The sequence below is a fragment of the Streptomyces sp. NBC_01476 genome, from assembly GCF_036227265.1.
Classification (GTDB): domain Bacteria; phylum Actinomycetota; class Actinomycetes; order Streptomycetales; family Streptomycetaceae; genus Actinacidiphila.
This window is the reverse complement of the sequence record NZ_CP109446.1, coordinates 1-16,966: the sequence shown is the minus strand read 5'-3', so window position 1 is coordinate 16,966 and position 16,966 is coordinate 1. Positions and strand designations below refer to the sequence as shown.

The window sequence follows — 16,966 nt, the reverse complement described above, 5'->3', positions numbered from 1 at the left end:
GGCCCTCATGCCCCACCGTAATGCACCCCTGACCGAGACCGGTCGTCTGCGTCTGGCGCGCTGCGTCGTGGACGACGGCTGGCCGCTGCGACGGGCCGCGGAGCGCTTCCAGGTCTCACCGACCACGGCCCAGCGGTGGGCGAGCCGCTACCGGACCACGGGCGAGGCCGGCATGACCGACCGCTCCAGCCGCCCGCACCGCAGCCCGCGGCGGACACCGGCCCGCACCGAACGCCGCATCATCAAGGTCCGCATCCCGCGCCGATGGGGCCCGGCCCGCATCGCGCACCTGCTCGGGCTGAACCCGTCCACCGTCCACCGGGTCCTGACCCGCTACGGCCTGGCCCGCCTGGCCCGCCTGGACCGCGCCACCGGCCGCGTCATACGCCGCTACGAACGCGACCGGCCCGGCGAACTCGTGCACGTCGGCATCAAGAAACTCGGCAACATCCCCGACGGCGGCGGCCACAAGGTCCTCGGCCGCCAGGCCGGCCGCAAGAACCGCTCCGGCGCCGGCTACAGCTTCATCCACACCGCCGTCGACGACCACTCCCGCCTGGCCTACAGCGAGATCCACCCCGACGAGAAGCAGGAGACCGCCACCGCCTTCTGGACCCGCGCCCAGGCCTACTTCGCCTCGGTCGGCATCACCGTCGAACGCGTCCTGACCGACAACGGATCCTGCTACAAATCCCGGCTCTGGCGCGACACCCTCACCGCGGCCGGGATCACCCACAAACGAACCCGGCCCTACCGGCCCCAGACCAACGGCAAAGTCGAACGCCTCAACCGCACCCTCCTCGACGAACGGGCCTACGCCCAGCCCTACCGCTCACAGGACGAACGCCGAGCGGCGTTCCCACGATGGCTCCACACCTACAACCACCACCGCGGACACACCGCCCTGGGCGGCCAACCACCCGCCACCCGCGTCCCCAACCTCACCGGGCAATACACCCAGCCGCAGGCCAGCACATCACATTCAGCGTTTCCGTGGTCACTGTTCGTGCGGTTTGCTATGGCTTTTTTAGGACAAAGGGACAGGGCTACGAGGGAGACGGGAAGCTGACGTCGGGGTAGTCGACGGCGGCGATCCGGTGGATCCGGTGGCGAAGGGCGGGCGGCAGGTCGTCCAGCGCATGGCCGCGCAGCCACTGGGAGGCTTGGCCACCGAAGACTGCGCCCGACAAGCCGTGATCGTGGACCGTCACCCAGGCTTGCCACCCGCGTACGTCATGTGTCTGACGGAGCGAGACGATGTCGCGAGCGATGCCCAGCAGGGAGACCCGGGCCGCGGGGTGCGGCTCTGAGACGAGGGCGGCCACCGCTGCCACCAGTACGAGTTCCGCCGTGTCCGCGGCTTCGAGCAGGATTTCCGAGTCCAAAGGCCGCAGCAGCGACACCACCAGGTCTGCGGGGAGTCGGCCCGCGTCGTCGGCCAGCAGGCCGAGCACCATCGGACGCACCCCGGCGGCCCACGGGTCCGTCAGCCAGACGGCACACAGCCGGTAGGCGTCAGCGAGCCGCCGCGCCGACGACCGCGTCCGCCCGGCGAGCAGCACCCGCAGCACGTCGTGGGCGATCGAGGACGCCCGGCCGTCAGCGCGGGCGGTGAAGGTCATCAGCTCCGGCCCGAGGCGGTCGACCACGGGCTCCAGGGCGTGCCTGACCACGGAGTCGTTGGTGCCGCCCGAGACGTCCATCTTCCGAGGCAGTTCGTTCCAGTAGGTCCTGCGCCAGCTCATCCGTTCAGGCGCGTCGCGCTCCGGCCGGTTCCCGTACAGCCAGTTCGGGTCGACAGGCTCCGGGTCGTCCGCCGGATCCCTCGCGGGCACTACCTCCAGTTCCCGTTGCGTCCCCGCCCAGGTGTGCTTGAGGTGTAGCGAGAACGCGAAGGCCGCCCATTCGTCCTCGTCGAGAGACGACCGCCACAGCAGGGCGCGGCGGTGCCAGGTGCCCGGCGGGTCGACGGACTCGGGAAAGACGCGGCGCGCCGTGAAACCTCCGGTCAGCGCGAGCATCAGCAGCATGAGATTTGCCTCGTACCGCCCGTGCCGGGAGGAGGTCGGGCTCTGCGGAGCGGGACGGTAGTCGGCGTGGTCGTGCCGGGTGCGGACCGCGTTGGCGGCGATGACCCGGACGACGAGGTCCGCCAGCGCCTCGCGGTCCGCCTCGGGTAGGTGGGCGACACGGGCGCGGACGAAGCGGAGCATCTGACGCGAGGACAGGGGGACGTACGAGAGCAGGGCGTAGAGGAGGTCGTCGGCGACCGGGGCGGGGCCGGAGACGAGCAGGGCAGGGCGGCTGTCGAGCAGGCCGTACAGGAGGTTCACGGCGAGGCGCACTGCGAGGTATTCGCCGAAGGTGGCGTGCAGGAACTCGTACGTGGCCAGGCGGCGCGCGTCGCGGACGGCTTGGGCGCGCTGGACGAAGAAGAATCGGCCGAGGGCGATCTCGGCCTGGTCGAGCGGGGCGCGGAAGCCGGATTCGGGGCGGTGGCCGGGGTCGAGGAGGGCGGTGAGATCGGCCGTGAGTTCGTCCGCGGTGACCCACTGGCGGCGGCGGTTGAGCATGGCGAAGGCGACGAGGGAGAGGCGTTCCAGCTCCTGCTGGACCCGGTCGGCCACCTCGCCAGGCCGGGGGGCCACGGCGGACTTGCCGACCTCGCGGGCGGCGAAGGCGGTGAGCAGGTCCTCGTACAGGTCGGCTTCGTCCAGCGGGACGCCGTCGTTGCGCCGGAGGGCGTTGTCAGTCGCGTCATAGAGGGCGAGCATCAGCAGCAGCAGGGGCTGGCCGGCGAGGTCGCGGTGCTGTTCGACGAGGGAGGCGGGCAGGGGGCTGAGGCCGTTCGCGGCGAAGTAGCGCTCGTTGGTGCGGTTCCACAGCGCGACCCAGGTGCGGATCTGCTCGTCGCTGAAGGGTTCCAGGCGTAAGGCGACCGAGCCCTCGGGGAAGCGGGCCCGGTCGGCGACGGCGGTCCTGGTGGTGACCAGCGCGATGACCGGCCGGCCCTGATCGGCCTCGCGCTGCTGGAAGGCGGCGGCCCGCTCCAAGAAGTCGGACTGGCTGACGCCGGTGGCCTGGAGGAGTTCGTCGAAGCCGTCGAAGAGGATGACCGGGACCAGGCCGGGGGCCGCCCGTACGAGATCCGGCCAGGTCGCGCGCTCGCCTGTCCCTGACCGGATCGCGTACTCGATCTGGTCTTGGACGTCTGCCTCGGCGGGCACCTCGCGCAGTACGACACGGACCGGCAGGAAGCCCGCGGCGGGCAGGCGGGCAGCGAGGACCTTCGTCAGCAGTGACTTGCCGGCACCGGGCTGGCCGAGGACGACCAAGGGCGCGGCCGTGGCGCCTGGGCTGGTTAACGCGCCCGCCAGGTACTCGCTCAGGTCCTCGCGCTCGTCGGCGCGGGTCCACCACGCCTCGTCGGCCGGGCCGCCGCCGTCGCCGCCCACCGCCCGCACCCGGAAGCGCGGGTCGAGGTAGCCGGCGGCGACCGTTGGCAGGCCCACGCCGGTCGGCACGTCGCCATCGGCGAGGATCGGGCGGCTGAGCGCGGCCCGGGCGGCGGTGGACAGGGCCGCGGCCACGTCCACCGGGGGCGCACCCGCCGACAGCCCGGCGAGGAGCGACGCCACGCCGGCCAGGGCTTCGCGTACGGTCGCGCGGGTGGTCTGGTGCTCCATCTGGTGTGTCCAGAAGGCGAATTCGGGGATCTCGCCAGCCAGGCGGGTGTACAGCTCCTCGTAGCGGCGCAGGGCTCCGCCCGCGGCTCCCCTGATCTGTTCACGGGTCGCGCGCCGCCCGTTCTCGTTCAGGCGGTCCCACAGGGCGAGGCCGCACAGGAAGTTTTCCAGCCGCGCGCCCAGGTCCCCATACCAGCTCGCGAGGGTATCGAGGACCCGCTCGTACGGGATGTGGGGCGCCGGCATCGGCGGGGCGGCGGCCGTGAGGGCATGGACGAAGTCGCGCGCGGTCGACTCGGCCGCGCCCGCCAAGGCGAGCTGTTCGCGGCGGGTCAGCCGCACCTCCGCCCAGTCGAAGGGCAGCTCGGTCACCGCGAGTTCCTCGAAGTACGCGGTCACCACCAGCACCGCGTGGGCGGCCGCGAGACGTTCGCTGCGGCTCGTCCGGTCGGCCGTTCCCAGCCGCTCGCGCAGGCTTCCAACCATATCCCGGCCGAGCCGCAGGATCCGGCCCCGCGCCCCCGCCAGGTTCAGTACGGTCTCGCTCGCCCCGCCCGTGGCCAGCCCCAGCGCACTGCCGAGCGCCTCGTCCAGCGCGGCCAGCCCCGCGGGGTCGCCTCCCAGCAGCACCACCGCGTCCCCGTACCCGATCAACCGCCGCGCCGCCATGCCCGATCTCCCTCCCCTTGAGCCCGCGGCTCAGCAGCCTGCCATGCCGCGGGGGCCGCCACCCTAGGGTTCGGGCGGCTCGGGACACACGGCGACTCGGGAGGTAGTACGGGCGGGAGCCGACAGACCGCGGGTGACGCTCGAGGGGGCTTGTTGGTGTGTGGGGTGCCGGCTGGCCTGGTGTGTTGTGGGTTTCGGCTCCCAATCCTACGCCGACGTCGTCCGCGACCGAGTCACCGCCGACCCCCGCGACGCCGTGCTCCTGGCGGTCGGCGACTTCGACTGCTCGGGCGAGGACATCGAGCGGGACCGGGTGGAGCGCACCGGCTGCTGGAGCTCGGTGACCCGGGTGCTGCTCACCTATGAGCAGATGCGCGCGTACGGGCTCCTGGCGACCGAGGGCAAGCGCGGCGGCCCGAGGTGGCCGCCCTTCGCCCGCCTACGGCTTCGACATTGAGTGCCCGGTGCACGGGAGGTGGAGGCGCTGGAGGCGGACGAACTCCAGCGCCTGGTCCTCGCCGCCGTCGACCCGTACATCGACCGCGACGTCCCCGCGCAGCAGATCGCCCGCGAGGAACAGCAGCGCCGCGCGTTGTCCGAGTTCCTCGGTCGATGGGGCACGGGCGGCGGAAGGACGTCCGCCTGAGCCCTCAGTACATCTCGAAGTCGGGTTCCCAGTCCGGGTCGGGCTCTTCGTCGTCGTTGGGTATCTGGCCCTTGATTCCCGCGAGGTCGAGTTCCCACATCGTGAGTGTGAGACCGCACAGGCGGCACCCGAAGTGCCGGGGGAGGAACCAGACCTCCCCGTATTCCCCCGTCTTGTCCCGGCCGCTTGCGAAACCAGTGTGTCCGCACGCGGGGCATTCTGCGGGTACGGCGATCGGCCACGGGGCGGCCGCGTACATCACCGGCCTGCCCAATGACCACCCTCTGCGTCGCAAGGAGAACGTCTTCGTGTTCTCCTTGCGAACGCCGCAGCCGCGCAGCTGACCCAGTTCGTGGCCATGACGACCGCGCCGGGAGGAATCGCTGACACCGGCGCGCATTTGTATCACTGACCACCGGCACCCTTGACCGCCGCTTGGAGGGCTGCGCTCCAAGCTGCATCTACGACGGCTGCTCACTGCAGGCGCTCGGCGATGAAACGCCCATCCCCGTCACCGGGCAGCACCTGGCCGCCGAGCAGGCCCGCGCAGATCGTGCCCGCGCGGCACGCCGCTGGCCACTGCGCGTCCGGCGTACCTTCGACGGCTTTCTCCACCGTCTTCGGTTATGTCGTCTCAGTTGGGATGGTGCGGATCATGCCATGTATGAGTCTCTGACCTGCGAGGACTCAAATATTGAGATTGAGTGCCGACCTCCGGCGATGCGGGCTGTCTTGGGGTAGGTATGACGTCTGACCTGCGAGGAGTCTAATTGTGAGACCTTGGACTCAATCTCGTTGAGGTGGCGCTTAGATCGGCGCTGAGTCTCGGGTAAATGATCTTGATCGGTGGAGTGCCCTGGCCTGCGTGTGTAGCCACAAGCCGACAAACTGCACGGCCCGCACCGGCCGGCGGCGGTTCGCGGCTTGCCCGTAGGGCGTGCCGGCTTCGCCCGACTCTCGGCTGGGGGTAGTGGCTGCACTGAGGTGATGGTCGAGTGCGCTTGGTCTCAGATGATCGTGGCGGGCACGTGGTGGGCGGTGAGGAGCTGGACGAGGGGCTCTGCCTCGTCTTCGGGTACGGCCAGGGCAGCGAGGCGGCGTGCGCGGGTGAGGGCTACGTACCAGATCCGTAGTTGCTCGTCGGTTACAGGGTCGCTGGTTGCCCAGCGGTTGACGTTGCCCTGAGGTTCCCCCGAGATGCGGGGAAGGGTGACAGCAGGTCAGATGGGTCTCATGAGAGGAGCCCTGACGATGCCTGCCCCGAGGAAGTACCCGCTGGAGTTGCGTGAGCGTGCGGTGCGGATGTACCGGGCGGCCGAGCCGAAGCCGGTGATCCGCCGCATGGCCGAGGATCTCGGTGTCCACCACGAGGCCCTGCGCAACTGGATCCGCCAGGCCGAGGCCGACGCCGGCGAACGGGAGGACGTGTTGACCACTGCCGAGCGCGAGGAGTTGGCCGCCCTGCGCAGGGAGAATGCCCAGCTCAAGCGGGCGAACGAGGTCCTGCGGACAGCCTCGGCTTTTTTCGCGGCCCAGCTCGACCCGACCCGGCCCAGGTGACCGCGCTCCTCGATGAGCACGCGCACCTGGGGGTCGAGCCCGTACTCCGGGAACTGCACATCCCCTCGTCCACCTATTACCGCTGGCGCCAGGCAGAAAAGGAGCCGTGTGAACGGCGCCGTCAGGACACGGAGCTGACCGGCCGGATCCGGCAGGTCCATGAGGAATCCGGCGGGGTCTACGGCTCGCCCCGTGTCCATGCCGTCTTGAAGCGCGGTGGAGTGCACGTCGGCCGCAAACGGGTCGAGCGCCTCATGCGCGAGGCCGGTCTCGTCGGCATCAGCCCCCGCCGCGGCAAGGGGTTCACCCGCCGCGATCCGGACGCCGATCTCGCCCCTGACCTCGTGCAACGCGACTTCACCGCGCCCGCGCCGAACCGGTTGTGGGTCACCGACCTCACCATGATCTCCACCGGGGAGGGGCCTTTGTGGCTGTCGGCGATCCGCGACGTGTTCTCCCGCCGCGTCGTGGCATGGGAGACCTCCGCCCGCGCGGACGCGGACCTGGTCCTGTCCTCGTTGGAGTATGCCCTGGCCAGCCGTGAGGTCGCCCCGGGCGAACTGGTCCACCATGCCGATCACGGCTGTCAATATACGAGTATCAAGCTGACGACGCGGCTGGTCAGAGCGGGTATCCGGGCGTCCATGGGCTCCGTCGGGGACTCCTTCGACAACGCCCTGGCGGAGAACCTGTGGATGATCATTAAGACCGAGTGCATCCGCGGCCGCGTCTTCGCGACCAGGGCCGAAGCCAATCTGGCGCTCTTCGAGTACATCGACGGCTTCTACAACCCCCGACGCATCCAAAAACGCCTCGGCTACCTCAGCCCGATCGAGTTCGAGGAGAAGCGCTACGCCGACCAGGCAGCGGCCGAACCGGTGAACCTGAAACCACGTCAACCCGCCCTGACCAGCTAGTCAGCCACTCCCGCACAGCGGGGGAACCTCAGTCTTCCAGGAACCCGACTTCGGCCACACCCCCCATGGCGCCGATGCCCAAGCGTGGTCGAAGAACCCGCTCGATTCCCGGCTCATCTCCTCCGCGCTCTTCGATGACCCCTTCGAAAGAGTCTCGCTCACCGCGACGCTGACCTGACACCCACAAGAAGCGCCGCGATCCCGACTGTTGAGCCTGCCGACTGCCCTGCGGTGGGCCGGGCGCTGGCCCGGGCCCCTCTGGAGCCCAGTCCTTCTGACTGCATGGTCGCTGCCAGTACTGGGTCCGTGTCGCCGTCTGGCTCACGTGCGAGGGCTTCACGACCGCGCAAGTGATGTACGTGTCCAGATTATCAGGACACTGATAGCGTGGTGGCGTGACCTCAACTGTCGAGTTGCTGCGGGGCATGCTGGGCGAGAACGCATACCGCGCCCTGGAAACGCTGGCCGCCACGACCGTGCCCCTGTCAGGCCGGAAGGTGGCAACGGCCCTGGGGGTGTCCCCGACCACGGCAACGGCGGCGCTGGACAAGCTCCGAGAGGCCGGGCTCGCCGCCTCGAGTCAGGTCGGGCGTTCCCAGCAGTGGCATCTCAACACCGACAGCGACACGCTGCGCACATGGCTGGAGCAGACCCGGGCGAGCGCCGCCGACACTGCGACGCCTACCGGTATGAGCCCGTACGCGACCGGCGGCGGTGGCGTCACTTTCGAGCGCAAGGTCGCTGTGCAGTACCTTGCCCATCTGCTTCTTGGCGACGGCGCCGATGAGTTGGGCGACAGCCGGTCAGTTGTCAGTGTGGCCTTCCAGAAAGCACCAGAGCACGCGGTCGACGACCTTGTCCTCCATGCCGCCCGCGCCGATGAGCCGGAGCCGTCCCTGGTGCTCGCCGTCGCTGTGCGCCGCGCACCCGACCTCGTGCAGAGCAACGAGTTGAGCAGAAAGCTCATCCGCACCTTTGTTCAGGAAGTCGTCGACGCGCCCAGCGACGGGCCTGAACACCGAGCGGCACTGGTCGTCGCAGGCCGGCAGGAGCACGCGGAGCAACTGGCAGTACTTGCAGCCGAGGCCACCGTGCAAAAGGACGCGCCCAACTTCTTCGGCCTCCTGCGCACGCACCGGAAATTCCACGTTGACGTCCGGGCACGCCTTACCCACATCGAAAAGCTCGTCGAACTCGCTCTGGCTGCACTCGGGGCCACCGATCCCAGCCCGCAGCTTGTTGAGCAGCGCACCTGGCAGCTGCTGTCACGGCTGACCGTGCTCATGCCCAGACTCGAGACCCCGGACGAACTGGACTGGGCCCCCGTAACGAACTCACTCATCCGCGTTGCCCGCGGCACCGACCTCTACGGGGCCACGCGACTGCGGGAGCGGCTCGTCGCTCTGGCCGACGACTACTCGCCCAAGGCCGCCACCGTCGACCTGAGTCTTCTGCGGCGCGACGCCCACCAGGTCCTCGACTCGGCCGTGCGCCGTCACCGGCGAGGATGGCGGATGCTCGGCCACCTCCACGAACGCGCGCTCACGTGGGTGCGCGACGAGATCACCACCGAGGACCGCAGCCGCACGGTGCACCTTGACCGTAGCGATGCGGCACACCAGCTGCTTCAGCTGGTGGAGTCCCAGGCGACTGCGGTCGTCGTGCACGGCGAATCCGGCGTGGGCAAGAGCGCCCTGGTCGTCCGTACGCTCACCGACGCTGCACAAGACCCCGACCGCCTGCAGGTGGCGTGTATCAACCTGCGGCATCTCCCCGTCACCACCGTGGAAGCGGAGTCTGTACTTGGTACCTCGCTGGCAGCGCTCCTCAAGGAGCTGAGCGCCCCTCGGCGGATCCTTGTCATCGACGGGGCGGACGCGCTCGCTGAGGGCAGGCTGGAAACCCTCCTCTACCTCATCGACGCCGCCATCCAGGCCGAGGTCAAAATCGTCGCCATCACCGCGAACGACGCCCAGCAAATCGTCCACGACACCATCAGTGACCGCTGTGCCGGGGAGGTAGCCGGCTTCGAGGTCCCGTTGCTGACCGATGCCCAGGTGACCGAAGCTGTCGCGGTCTTCGAAGAGTTGTCGGCCCTCGCGGCCGACCCGCGGTCACGGGAGCTGCTGCGACGGCCCGTCGTGGTGGACCTGCTGGTACGAGGGGGCGTGAAGGCCACGCCCCTCAGCGACGCCGACGCCATGCAGCAGGCGTGGTCGGGACTGGTACTCCGCCCAGGACGCCCTGAACGCGGGACCCCGGACGCCCGGAACGTCGCGCTTCTGCGTCTGGCCGCTCTGGAACTCGGCAAGGGAGATGCCCTGGATGTCGTGGGAGCGATCGATCCCACGGCTCTTGCCGGACTGCGCCAGGACGGTCTGCTGCGCACAGAGACCGACGCCCCGTTCGCTATCGGCCCGCAGTTCGCACACGACGAGGTGCGCCGGTATGCGATCGCCCGGCTCTTCTTGTCGGCTCCCCACCCCACGGCGGTATTGGTCGACGCCGGCGTGCCGCGCTGGGCGCTGGGTGCCGCACGGCTTGCGTGCCAGGCACGCCTTGCCGCCCCCGACAGCCAGAGGGCGCCTGCGCGCGGCAGGTTCGCCCGCTTGCAGCAGGCCTTTGACGATCTGGTCGCGGCAGGTCACGGGGAGCGCTGGGGAGACGTGCCCGGTGAAGCGCTCCTGACGCTCGGAGCGCCCGACCCGGTGCTGCGCGAGGCATGGCCTGTGCTGCGTGCTGAACCGGACGCCGGCCTGCGGCGACTGATTCGTCTGGTGGACCAGCGGTTGCACGACGAAGCGGGGCTGGTGCGGATCGTGGCAGTCGAACCGCTCATCGCCCTGCTGCTCGACGAGGAGGAGCCCTGGCGGGAAGGTAAGCACGTTCAAGGCATCCTGCGCGACTGGCTCCACGCGGTCATCCTCGCGAATATCCCCGCCGGTTATCCGCTGCGGATCAGGCTGCACGACCGTCTACTCGCTGCCTGCGGCGCAGCCGATCGCCAGCTGAAGGACGAGCAGGCGGCACGGCCGCCGCGCAAAGCCCAAGGCGAAGACGACTTCGCGCGGCAGCCGCTGCTGCGCTTGACAGGAAACGGGCGCCGGCGTGCCCGCCGTCGTGCGCGCGCCGAGATCCCCCGCGAGATCTCCGACAAACTCATGGTTGAGCTGCTGGCCTTGCTCGGACCGGATCTCGGTGAGGACGGCGAGGCGGTCCTGCGCCGGGTAGCGAGGGACGCACCGGCATGGGCCGGCCCCGCCGTCGAAGAGGTGCTGACCGGCCGGGCACTGGCAACCTACCGGCGTGGTTTCCTGGCCGAGCTGACCGAGGCCTACTACCTCAACGACGACGAAGACGGGTCAGGGTTCCACGAGGACGGCATCCGCCATCACACCGCTCACGGGGTCGGAGTGGCCCCTCTTGCGGCCTGGTACCGCGGCCCGTTCATGGCGCTGTTCCAGACGGACTTCCGCACCGGCGTCGCGGTGCTGAACCGCTTGCTCAACCACGCCGCGCTGGCGCGCGCCCGCACCCTGGCAGGCCTCGGCCAGTACGGCGCCCCGTCCACGGATCACGACGTCAGCGCCTACCGGACACAACTCGACGTCGCAGGGGCTCGCCGTACCTACGTCGGAGACCCGCACGTGTGGCTCTGGTACCGCGGAACCGGTGTCGGCCCCTATCCCTGCATGAGCGCACTCCAAGCGCTGGAGCGGGTGTGCGACCGCATGGTCGAGGCTGACATTTCCGTGGCCGCCATGGTTGCCGTCCTGCTCGAGGACTGCGAGAACCTTGCGATGGTCGGCTTCGTCGTCGGCCTGCTCATCCGCCATCTCGAACACGACGACCGTCTGCTGGACCGCTATTTTGCCGAACCGATGGTGTGGAAGCTGGAGTTCACACGCACGGTCCACGAATCGAGCGGGCTGAGGGCGGCCGCCGACGATCTGACCGCTCCTGAGCGCCGGAGCTGGTCGCTGCGGGAAACGGCCATGGCGACGGTGCTGCGTGCTGACGACCAGCGCGCGCAGGAGCTGCGGCTGGTTGGGCAGGAGCTTGTCGCAACGGCCCGGCGGCTGGCCATGGGGGACCTCGGCGAGACCAGTGAGGAAAGGGTCCAGGAACTGCTTCACCCTGTACGCGCCTGGGCCAGTGCCCTGGACCGCGACACTTACCAGGCGCAGCACGTGGAAGGGGGCCTGCAGATCCAGGTCAACCCCCCTGACGACGTCGTCGAAGCCCTGCAGGCCAAGAACACGGACCTGGCACGCGTCCACGAAGCCTTGCGGCTCAGCGTCCGCTACTACGTCCATCCCAGAACCGGCAAGGCCGAAGATCTCAGTGCTGACGACCTGGCCGGCGATCTGGCAGCAGCCCGGGAACTCATCGACAGCTCGTCCTCCGACTCCGACGACCGGTGGGAAGCGCCCGCCGCGGTCGCCGCGGCGGCACTCACAGCACACCTCGTGAACGGTGTTGACCTGCCCACCGACGACCTGCGCTTCGCCGCCCAGACACTTCTTCGGATCGGGGAGGGAGCGGTCTCACCGCACCCCTTCGACTCTGAGGAGGCCTATTACGAGCAGGGGGCCGACCGCACCGCCGCACGAGCACTCCCGCTGCTCCTTCTGCCTGCCGCCGCCACGCTGCGAGCCCATGTCGACGGCAGCGACGGCTCCACCGCATACCGTCAGGCCGCCGCCGCAGCGAGCAAGCTGGCGCGGGGCCTAGCCAACGAGGTACGCGTGCACCTGGCCCGCGGCCTCGACCCTGTCTGGCAGGCAACCTGCACAGCCGGCGACAGCACCTGCCATCACGCAACAGCCCTCCAACTGGCGGTCGAAACCATGCGCGACTGCGTCCTCGGCACCTGGGACCCGCAGACCGGCCGGCGCGCCATCGTCACCCTCGACGATCCGGTCTCCGACGCACTCGCTGAGGCCGCTGCTGACTCCATCTTGGTGGACCGCCTCGATGGGGCGATCAGGGCCCTCGGCCCAGCCGCGGCGGCATCAATCTGCATCTCCGCCCAGGCTGGCGAACTCCTCACCGTGCTTCTTGCAACGCACCGACGCGCCCTGCTGGCCTCGGAGCGCGACATGGACCATCGCGGCACCCATGCCCTGATCGCGGCGCGGGCGGTGCTCACCGTGGCAGGCACAGGCCAGGACGCACCCGTCTTCCAGCACATCGACGCCTACGCTGACCACCCGACACTCCTCGGCAGCTTCCTGAGTGCACTGTCCTCAGCTGCCGAGGAGTCTGCGGACAGGGCAGCCACCGCACGGAGTATGTGGCCCACCGTGATCGCCCATGTGATCGCCCTGGAAGCCTCCGGGCACACACCCTTCATCGGCAGGAACGAGTACAACTCCGCCCTCGCCGCGCTCCTGCCCAACCCCGCCGCCGAAATCGCCTACCTGTACCGGGAAGTCCACGACCAGCCCATCGTCTGGTGGGAGCCGCTCGCCTGGCAGGACACCGTCGCCCAATGGCTGCCCCACGCCCAGGGTCACGCCACGTGCGTGGACCAGCTCGTCGGCTTCCTCAAGCCCCTGCCAGCGGACGACCAGGCACGCGTCGGCCTTCAGTGGGTGGCGGACCTTGTCCTCGCCCACCCCAGCCAGGTTGCGAACCGGACATTCCTGCTCACGTCATGGCTGATCGAACTTCGCCAGGCTGTCGCCGACGCAGGCATGACCACCGACTGGCAGCGGGTAGTTGACGCACTCGTCGTTGCTGGAGTGTCCCGACTCGCGCCGTACTCCGAGTGAACACATGCAGATCGGGACCCTGCCGGTGCCTGAGGTTCCCCCGCTGTGCGGGAGTGGCTGACTAGCTGGTCAGGGCGGGTTGACGTGGTTTCAGGTTCACCGGTTCGGCCGCTGCCTGGTCGGCGTAGCGCTTCTCCTCGAACTCGATCGGGCTGAGGTAGCCGAGGCGTTTTTGGATGCGTCGGGGGTTGTAGAAGCCGTCGATGTACTCGAAGAGCGCCAGATTGGCTTCGGCCCTGGTCGCGAAGACGCGGCCGCGGATGCACTCGGTCTTAATGATCATCCACAGGTTCTCCGCCAGGGCGTTGTCGAAGGAGTCCCCGACGGAGCCCATGGACGCCCGGATACCCGCTCTGACCAGCCGCGTCGTCAGCTTGATACTCGTATATTGACAGCCGTGATCGGCATGGTGGACCAGTTCGCCCGGGGCGACCTCACGGCTGGCCAGGGCATACTCCAACGAGGACAGGACCAGGTCCGCGTCCGCGCGGGCGGAGGTCTCCCATGCCACGACGCGGCGGGAGAACACGTCGCGGATCGCCGACAGCCACAAAGGCCCCTCCCCGGTGGAGATCATGGTGAGGTCGGTGACCCACAACCGGTTCGGCGCGGGCGCGGTGAAGTCGCGTTGCACGAGGTCAGGGGCGAGATCGGCGTCCGGATCGCGGCGGGTGAACCCCTTGCCGCGGCGGGGGCTGATGCCGACGAGACCGGCCTCGCGCATGAGGCGCTCGACCCGTTTGCGGCCGACGTGCACTCCACCGCGCTTCAAGACGGCATGGACACGGGGCGAGCCGTAGACCCCGCCGGATTCCTCATGGACCTGCCGGATCCGGCCGGTCAGCTCCGTGTCCTGACGGCGCCGTTCACACGGCTCCTTTTCTGCCTGGCGCCAGCGGTAATAGGTGGACGAGGGGATGTGCAGTTCCCGGAGTACGGGCTCGACCCCCAGGTGCGCGTGCTCATCGAGGAGCGCGGTCACCTGGGCCGGGTCGGGTCGAGCTGGGCCGCGAAAAAAGCCGAGGCTGTCCGCAGGACCTCGTTCGCCCGCTTGAGCTGGGCATTCTCCCTGCGCAGGGCGGCCAACTCCTCGCGCTCGGCAGTGGTCAACACGTCCTCCCGTTCGCCGGCGTCGGCCTCGGCCTGGCGGATCCAGTTGCGCAGGGCCTCGTGGTGGACACCGAGATCCTCGGCCATGCGGCGGATCACCGGCTTCGGCTCGGCCGCCCGGTACATCCGCACCGCACGCTCACGCAACTCCAGCGGGTACTTCCTCGGGGCAGGCATCGTCAGGGCTCCTCTCATGAGACCCATCTGACCTGCTGTCACCCTTCCCCGCATCTCGGGGGAACCTCAGAGGCGCAAGCTGACGGGCGACGGGCCGAACTCATGGCGGCGCTACGGCTGGGCGAGCAATTCGACACAGCCACGGGGCTGCCGGTCACAGAACTGCGCGCGAGAAACAGGATCACCTGGTTCGAACACGCTGTAGAGCATGTACGGAGGAAGTGGCCGCGCGCCTCGGCCAAGCACCGGGCGGGCATCGCCGAGGCCCTTGCCACCGTGACGATCCCCCTCATCGCGTCATCCACACTGCGTCAGGCCCCGGCGGGCCTGCGCGCGGCGCTGTACGGGTGGGCGTTCCGCATGACTCGGGGCGGAGACGGGGTGTGGGTGCCGCGCAGGGATGCGGAGGAGCCCCCTGGGGACGTGGCGTGCTGCCTGGACTGGATCGCGAGCCACTCGATGCCGCTGGCAGACGTTGCCAGGCAGGAGAACCTGCACCGAGCCCTGGAGGCGCTCGCGCGGAAGCTCGACGGAAGCGAGGCCGCGGAGAACACCGTCCGGCGCAGGAGGATGATTTTCAACAACGCGCTGGTCTACGCGGTCGCTTGCGACCGGCTCGAGGCCAACCCGCTGCCGAAGGCAGACTGGCAACTGCCGTTGGTCGACATTGAGGTCGACTTCCGCTACGTGCCCGGCCCGCTTCTGGCCCGGGGCCTGATCAGTGCCGTAGGGGCGCAAGGGGTGCGTGGCGCGCACCTGGAGGCGTTCTTCGGCTGTCTCTACTACGCTGCCGTGCGGCCGGCCGAAGCCGCTGCGCTCACCCACCGGGACTGCCTGCTGCCCAGTACGCGCGAAGGTCCGCATGCCTGGGGCGAACTCGTCCTGGCCCGCAGCCATCCCGAAGCAGGCTCCGGCTGGACCGACGACGGTCACCCCCACGACACTCGGGGACTCAAACGACGTGCCCGCAACGCCACCCGCACCGTCCCCATCCCGCCTCATCTCGTCCGCCTGCTGCGCACCCACATCGAGTGCTACGGCACTGCACCGGACGGTCGGCTCTTCCGCGCGGTACGAGGCGGTCGCGTGAGTTCCAACGAGTACAGCCGCACCTGGCGTGTCGCCCGCCAACACGCCCTCCCTCCCGACGACGTGGGGACCCCGTTCGCCCAGGTCCCTTACGGCCTGCGCCACGCAGGAATCTCTTTGTGGATCACCGCCGGGGTTCCCCCGGCCGAAGTGGCTCGACGGGCCGGACACAGCCTCACAGTGCTCTACCGCATCTACGCCAAGCCGTTGCGAGGCCACCAACACCATGCCAACCAGCTCATTGCAGCCGCTCTGCGCGACATCCAAGAGTGACTCCCACGCGAAGCTATATTCGAACTTTTTATCGAATGTGCTGGAGTTGAAGCTTGCACGCGCTTCTTCCGTATCTGCTGCCGGCTGCTTGTCGTGTAAGTCTGGCTGGATCTCGCGTGATGAGCGGTCTGCGGTACGGCACCGATCGTTGCCGCGCAGGCGTAACGCTCCTGGCGGCCTCAGATCTTGTTCGGGTACCAGTTCGGGCAGGTCAAGGCCCCTGCTGGGGACACTTGTTCCACATACGCGATGAGCAGGGTGCGGGCCGATGGCGGCCGTTGGCTGGTGGCTGCCGCCGACGAATTCAGGTCACGCACGAAGAGGGGTGAGCCTGGATTTCCTAAGTTTTCGGGGCGGTTGTCAGTGGCGGCGTCTACTTTCCACATACGGGCCGGGAATGTGGCCCGTGGCAGTACGGAGGGGGAGTGGTGACGCAAGAAGAGCAGGATTTCGCCGGAGCTGAGGTGGTGTCTGATGCGCGGCGGGTTGTGGGATATCTGGTGCGTCCCGAGTCCGACGAGTACATCGCGATCATGGATGTGCTTGAAGGATCGGTGACCGACCTGACGGCAGCTGAGGTGACGGCAGCGCTGTCGGCTGCGGGAGTTCGCCTGGATACGCGTGTGGTGGAGACGCGCCTGAACGCGCTCCACGCTCTGGGCGCGGTCTCGCCGCGTTCGGATCACAGCAACGCGCGCCGGTATGTGGAGATCCTGGCGCGGAACTGGCGCTACACCGCCAGCCCCGCAGGCCGACACGTCCAGCGCTTCTACCGGCAGGTCCTGGCCGGGACGGCGACGGTGCGGGAGATCCCGATCGCGTCGCTGAACCGGATCGTCACCCACCTGGAATCCCTCGCCGCCTCACTGGGGGAGAGGGAGCCTGTCATCGGCGGCCTGGACCGTGCGTGCGTGGATGCGGTGGGTGCGGTGTTCACCAGCCATGACGACCTGGATGCTGCCCTGGTCGGTGCTGAGGATGCGCTGATGGCGCTGGCCGACCGGTTCGACCTGGACGAGGAACGCACCGGGGACCTCAAGGGTTTGTTGGTCGACTATGCCA

The 16,966-nt window shown here is 69.0% G+C and carries 12 protein-coding genes and 1 pseudogene; 9 read left to right on the top strand and 4 right to left on the bottom strand.

Annotated features, from left to right (window positions below):
• Window positions 1-7: 7 nt before the first annotated feature.
• Window positions 8-958, top strand: a pseudogene (locus tag OG552_RS00065) (IS481 family transposase); the annotation flags it as partial.
• An 88-nt stretch (window positions 959-1,046) separates the two neighbouring features.
• Here OG552_RS00065 and OG552_RS00060 read toward each other — a convergent pair.
• Window positions 1,047-4,355 (bottom strand): NACHT domain-containing protein, encoded by a 3,309-nt coding sequence (locus OG552_RS00060; RefSeq protein WP_329128454.1) that lies wholly within the window; start codon window positions 4,353-4,355, stop codon window positions 1,047-1,049.
• Window positions 4,356-4,542: 187 nt separating this feature from the next.
• Between OG552_RS00060 and OG552_RS00055 the strand changes: the two genes are divergently transcribed.
• The gene (locus tag OG552_RS00055) at window positions 4,543-4,812 is read left to right on the top strand and encodes a hypothetical protein (protein ID WP_329128453.1); all 270 of its coding nucleotides are present in this window, start codon (window positions 4,543-4,545) and stop codon (window positions 4,810-4,812) included.
• A complete protein-coding gene (locus OG552_RS00050) occupies window positions 4,813-5,001 on the top strand; it encodes a hypothetical protein (protein ID WP_329128451.1) in 189 nt (62 codons plus the stop codon).
• Between the two features lie 474 nt (window positions 5,002-5,475).
• Here the strand turns inward: OG552_RS00050 and OG552_RS00045 are convergent, their stop codons facing one another.
• Entirely contained in the window at window positions 5,476-5,616 is a 141-nt protein-coding gene (locus OG552_RS00045; RefSeq protein ID WP_329128450.1) for a hypothetical protein, read from the bottom strand.
• A gap of 380 nt (window positions 5,617-5,996) precedes the next feature.
• Between OG552_RS00045 and OG552_RS00040 the strand changes: the two genes are divergently transcribed.
• The 4 genes from OG552_RS00040 to OG552_RS00025 all read left to right on the top strand — a co-directional run bounded on the left by OG552_RS00040 (window position 5,997) and on the right by OG552_RS00025 (window position 13,255).
• On the top strand, window positions 5,997-6,134 hold the full coding sequence (locus OG552_RS00040; protein ID WP_329128449.1) for a hypothetical protein: 138 nt from the start codon (window positions 5,997-5,999) through the stop codon (window positions 6,132-6,134).
• A gap of 118 nt (window positions 6,135-6,252) precedes the next feature.
• Window positions 6,253-6,561 (top strand): transposase, encoded by a 309-nt coding sequence (locus OG552_RS00035; RefSeq protein WP_329128445.1) that lies wholly within the window; start codon window positions 6,253-6,255, stop codon window positions 6,559-6,561.
• Window positions 6,558-7,478: an IS3 family transposase gene (locus OG552_RS00030; protein ID WP_329128447.1), complete on the top strand. Its 921-nt coding sequence runs from the start codon at window positions 6,558-6,560 to the stop codon at window positions 7,476-7,478. The genes OG552_RS00035 and OG552_RS00030 overlap by 4 nt, the downstream gene beginning before the upstream one ends.
• 395 nt (window positions 7,479-7,873) lie before the next feature.
• Window positions 7,874-13,255: an ATP-binding protein gene (locus tag OG552_RS00025; protein WP_329128448.1), complete on the top strand. Its 5,382-nt coding sequence runs from the start codon at window positions 7,874-7,876 to the stop codon at window positions 13,253-13,255.
• Window positions 13,256-13,316: 61 nt separating this feature from the next.
• On the opposite strand, the gene OG552_RS00020 is transcribed toward OG552_RS00025, so the two are convergent.
• Both OG552_RS00020 and OG552_RS00015 read right to left on the bottom strand, forming a co-directional pair.
• Window positions 13,317-14,237, bottom strand: coding sequence for an IS3 family transposase (locus OG552_RS00020; RefSeq protein WP_329128447.1), 921 nt, complete (start codon window positions 14,235-14,237; stop codon window positions 13,317-13,319).
• Window positions 14,234-14,542: a transposase gene (locus OG552_RS00015; protein WP_329128445.1), complete on the bottom strand. Its 309-nt coding sequence runs from the start codon at window positions 14,540-14,542 to the stop codon at window positions 14,234-14,236. Before OG552_RS00015 ends, OG552_RS00020 begins: the two co-directional genes overlap by 4 nt.
• A gap of 102 nt (window positions 14,543-14,644) precedes the next feature.
• On the opposite strand from OG552_RS00015, the gene OG552_RS00010 reads away from it, so the two are divergent.
• Together OG552_RS00010 and OG552_RS00005 are read left to right on the top strand one after the other, a co-directional pair.
• Window positions 14,645-15,904 carry a site-specific integrase gene (locus OG552_RS00010; RefSeq protein WP_329128443.1) on the top strand — a complete coding sequence of 420 codons (1,260 nt, stop codon included), beginning with the start codon at window positions 14,645-14,647 and terminating at the stop codon, window positions 15,902-15,904.
• A gap of 428 nt (window positions 15,905-16,332) precedes the next feature.
• Window positions 16,333-16,966, top strand: a 634-nt coding sequence (locus tag OG552_RS00005) for a DUF2397 family protein (RefSeq protein WP_329128440.1), incomplete at its 3' end; no start/stop codon positions are given.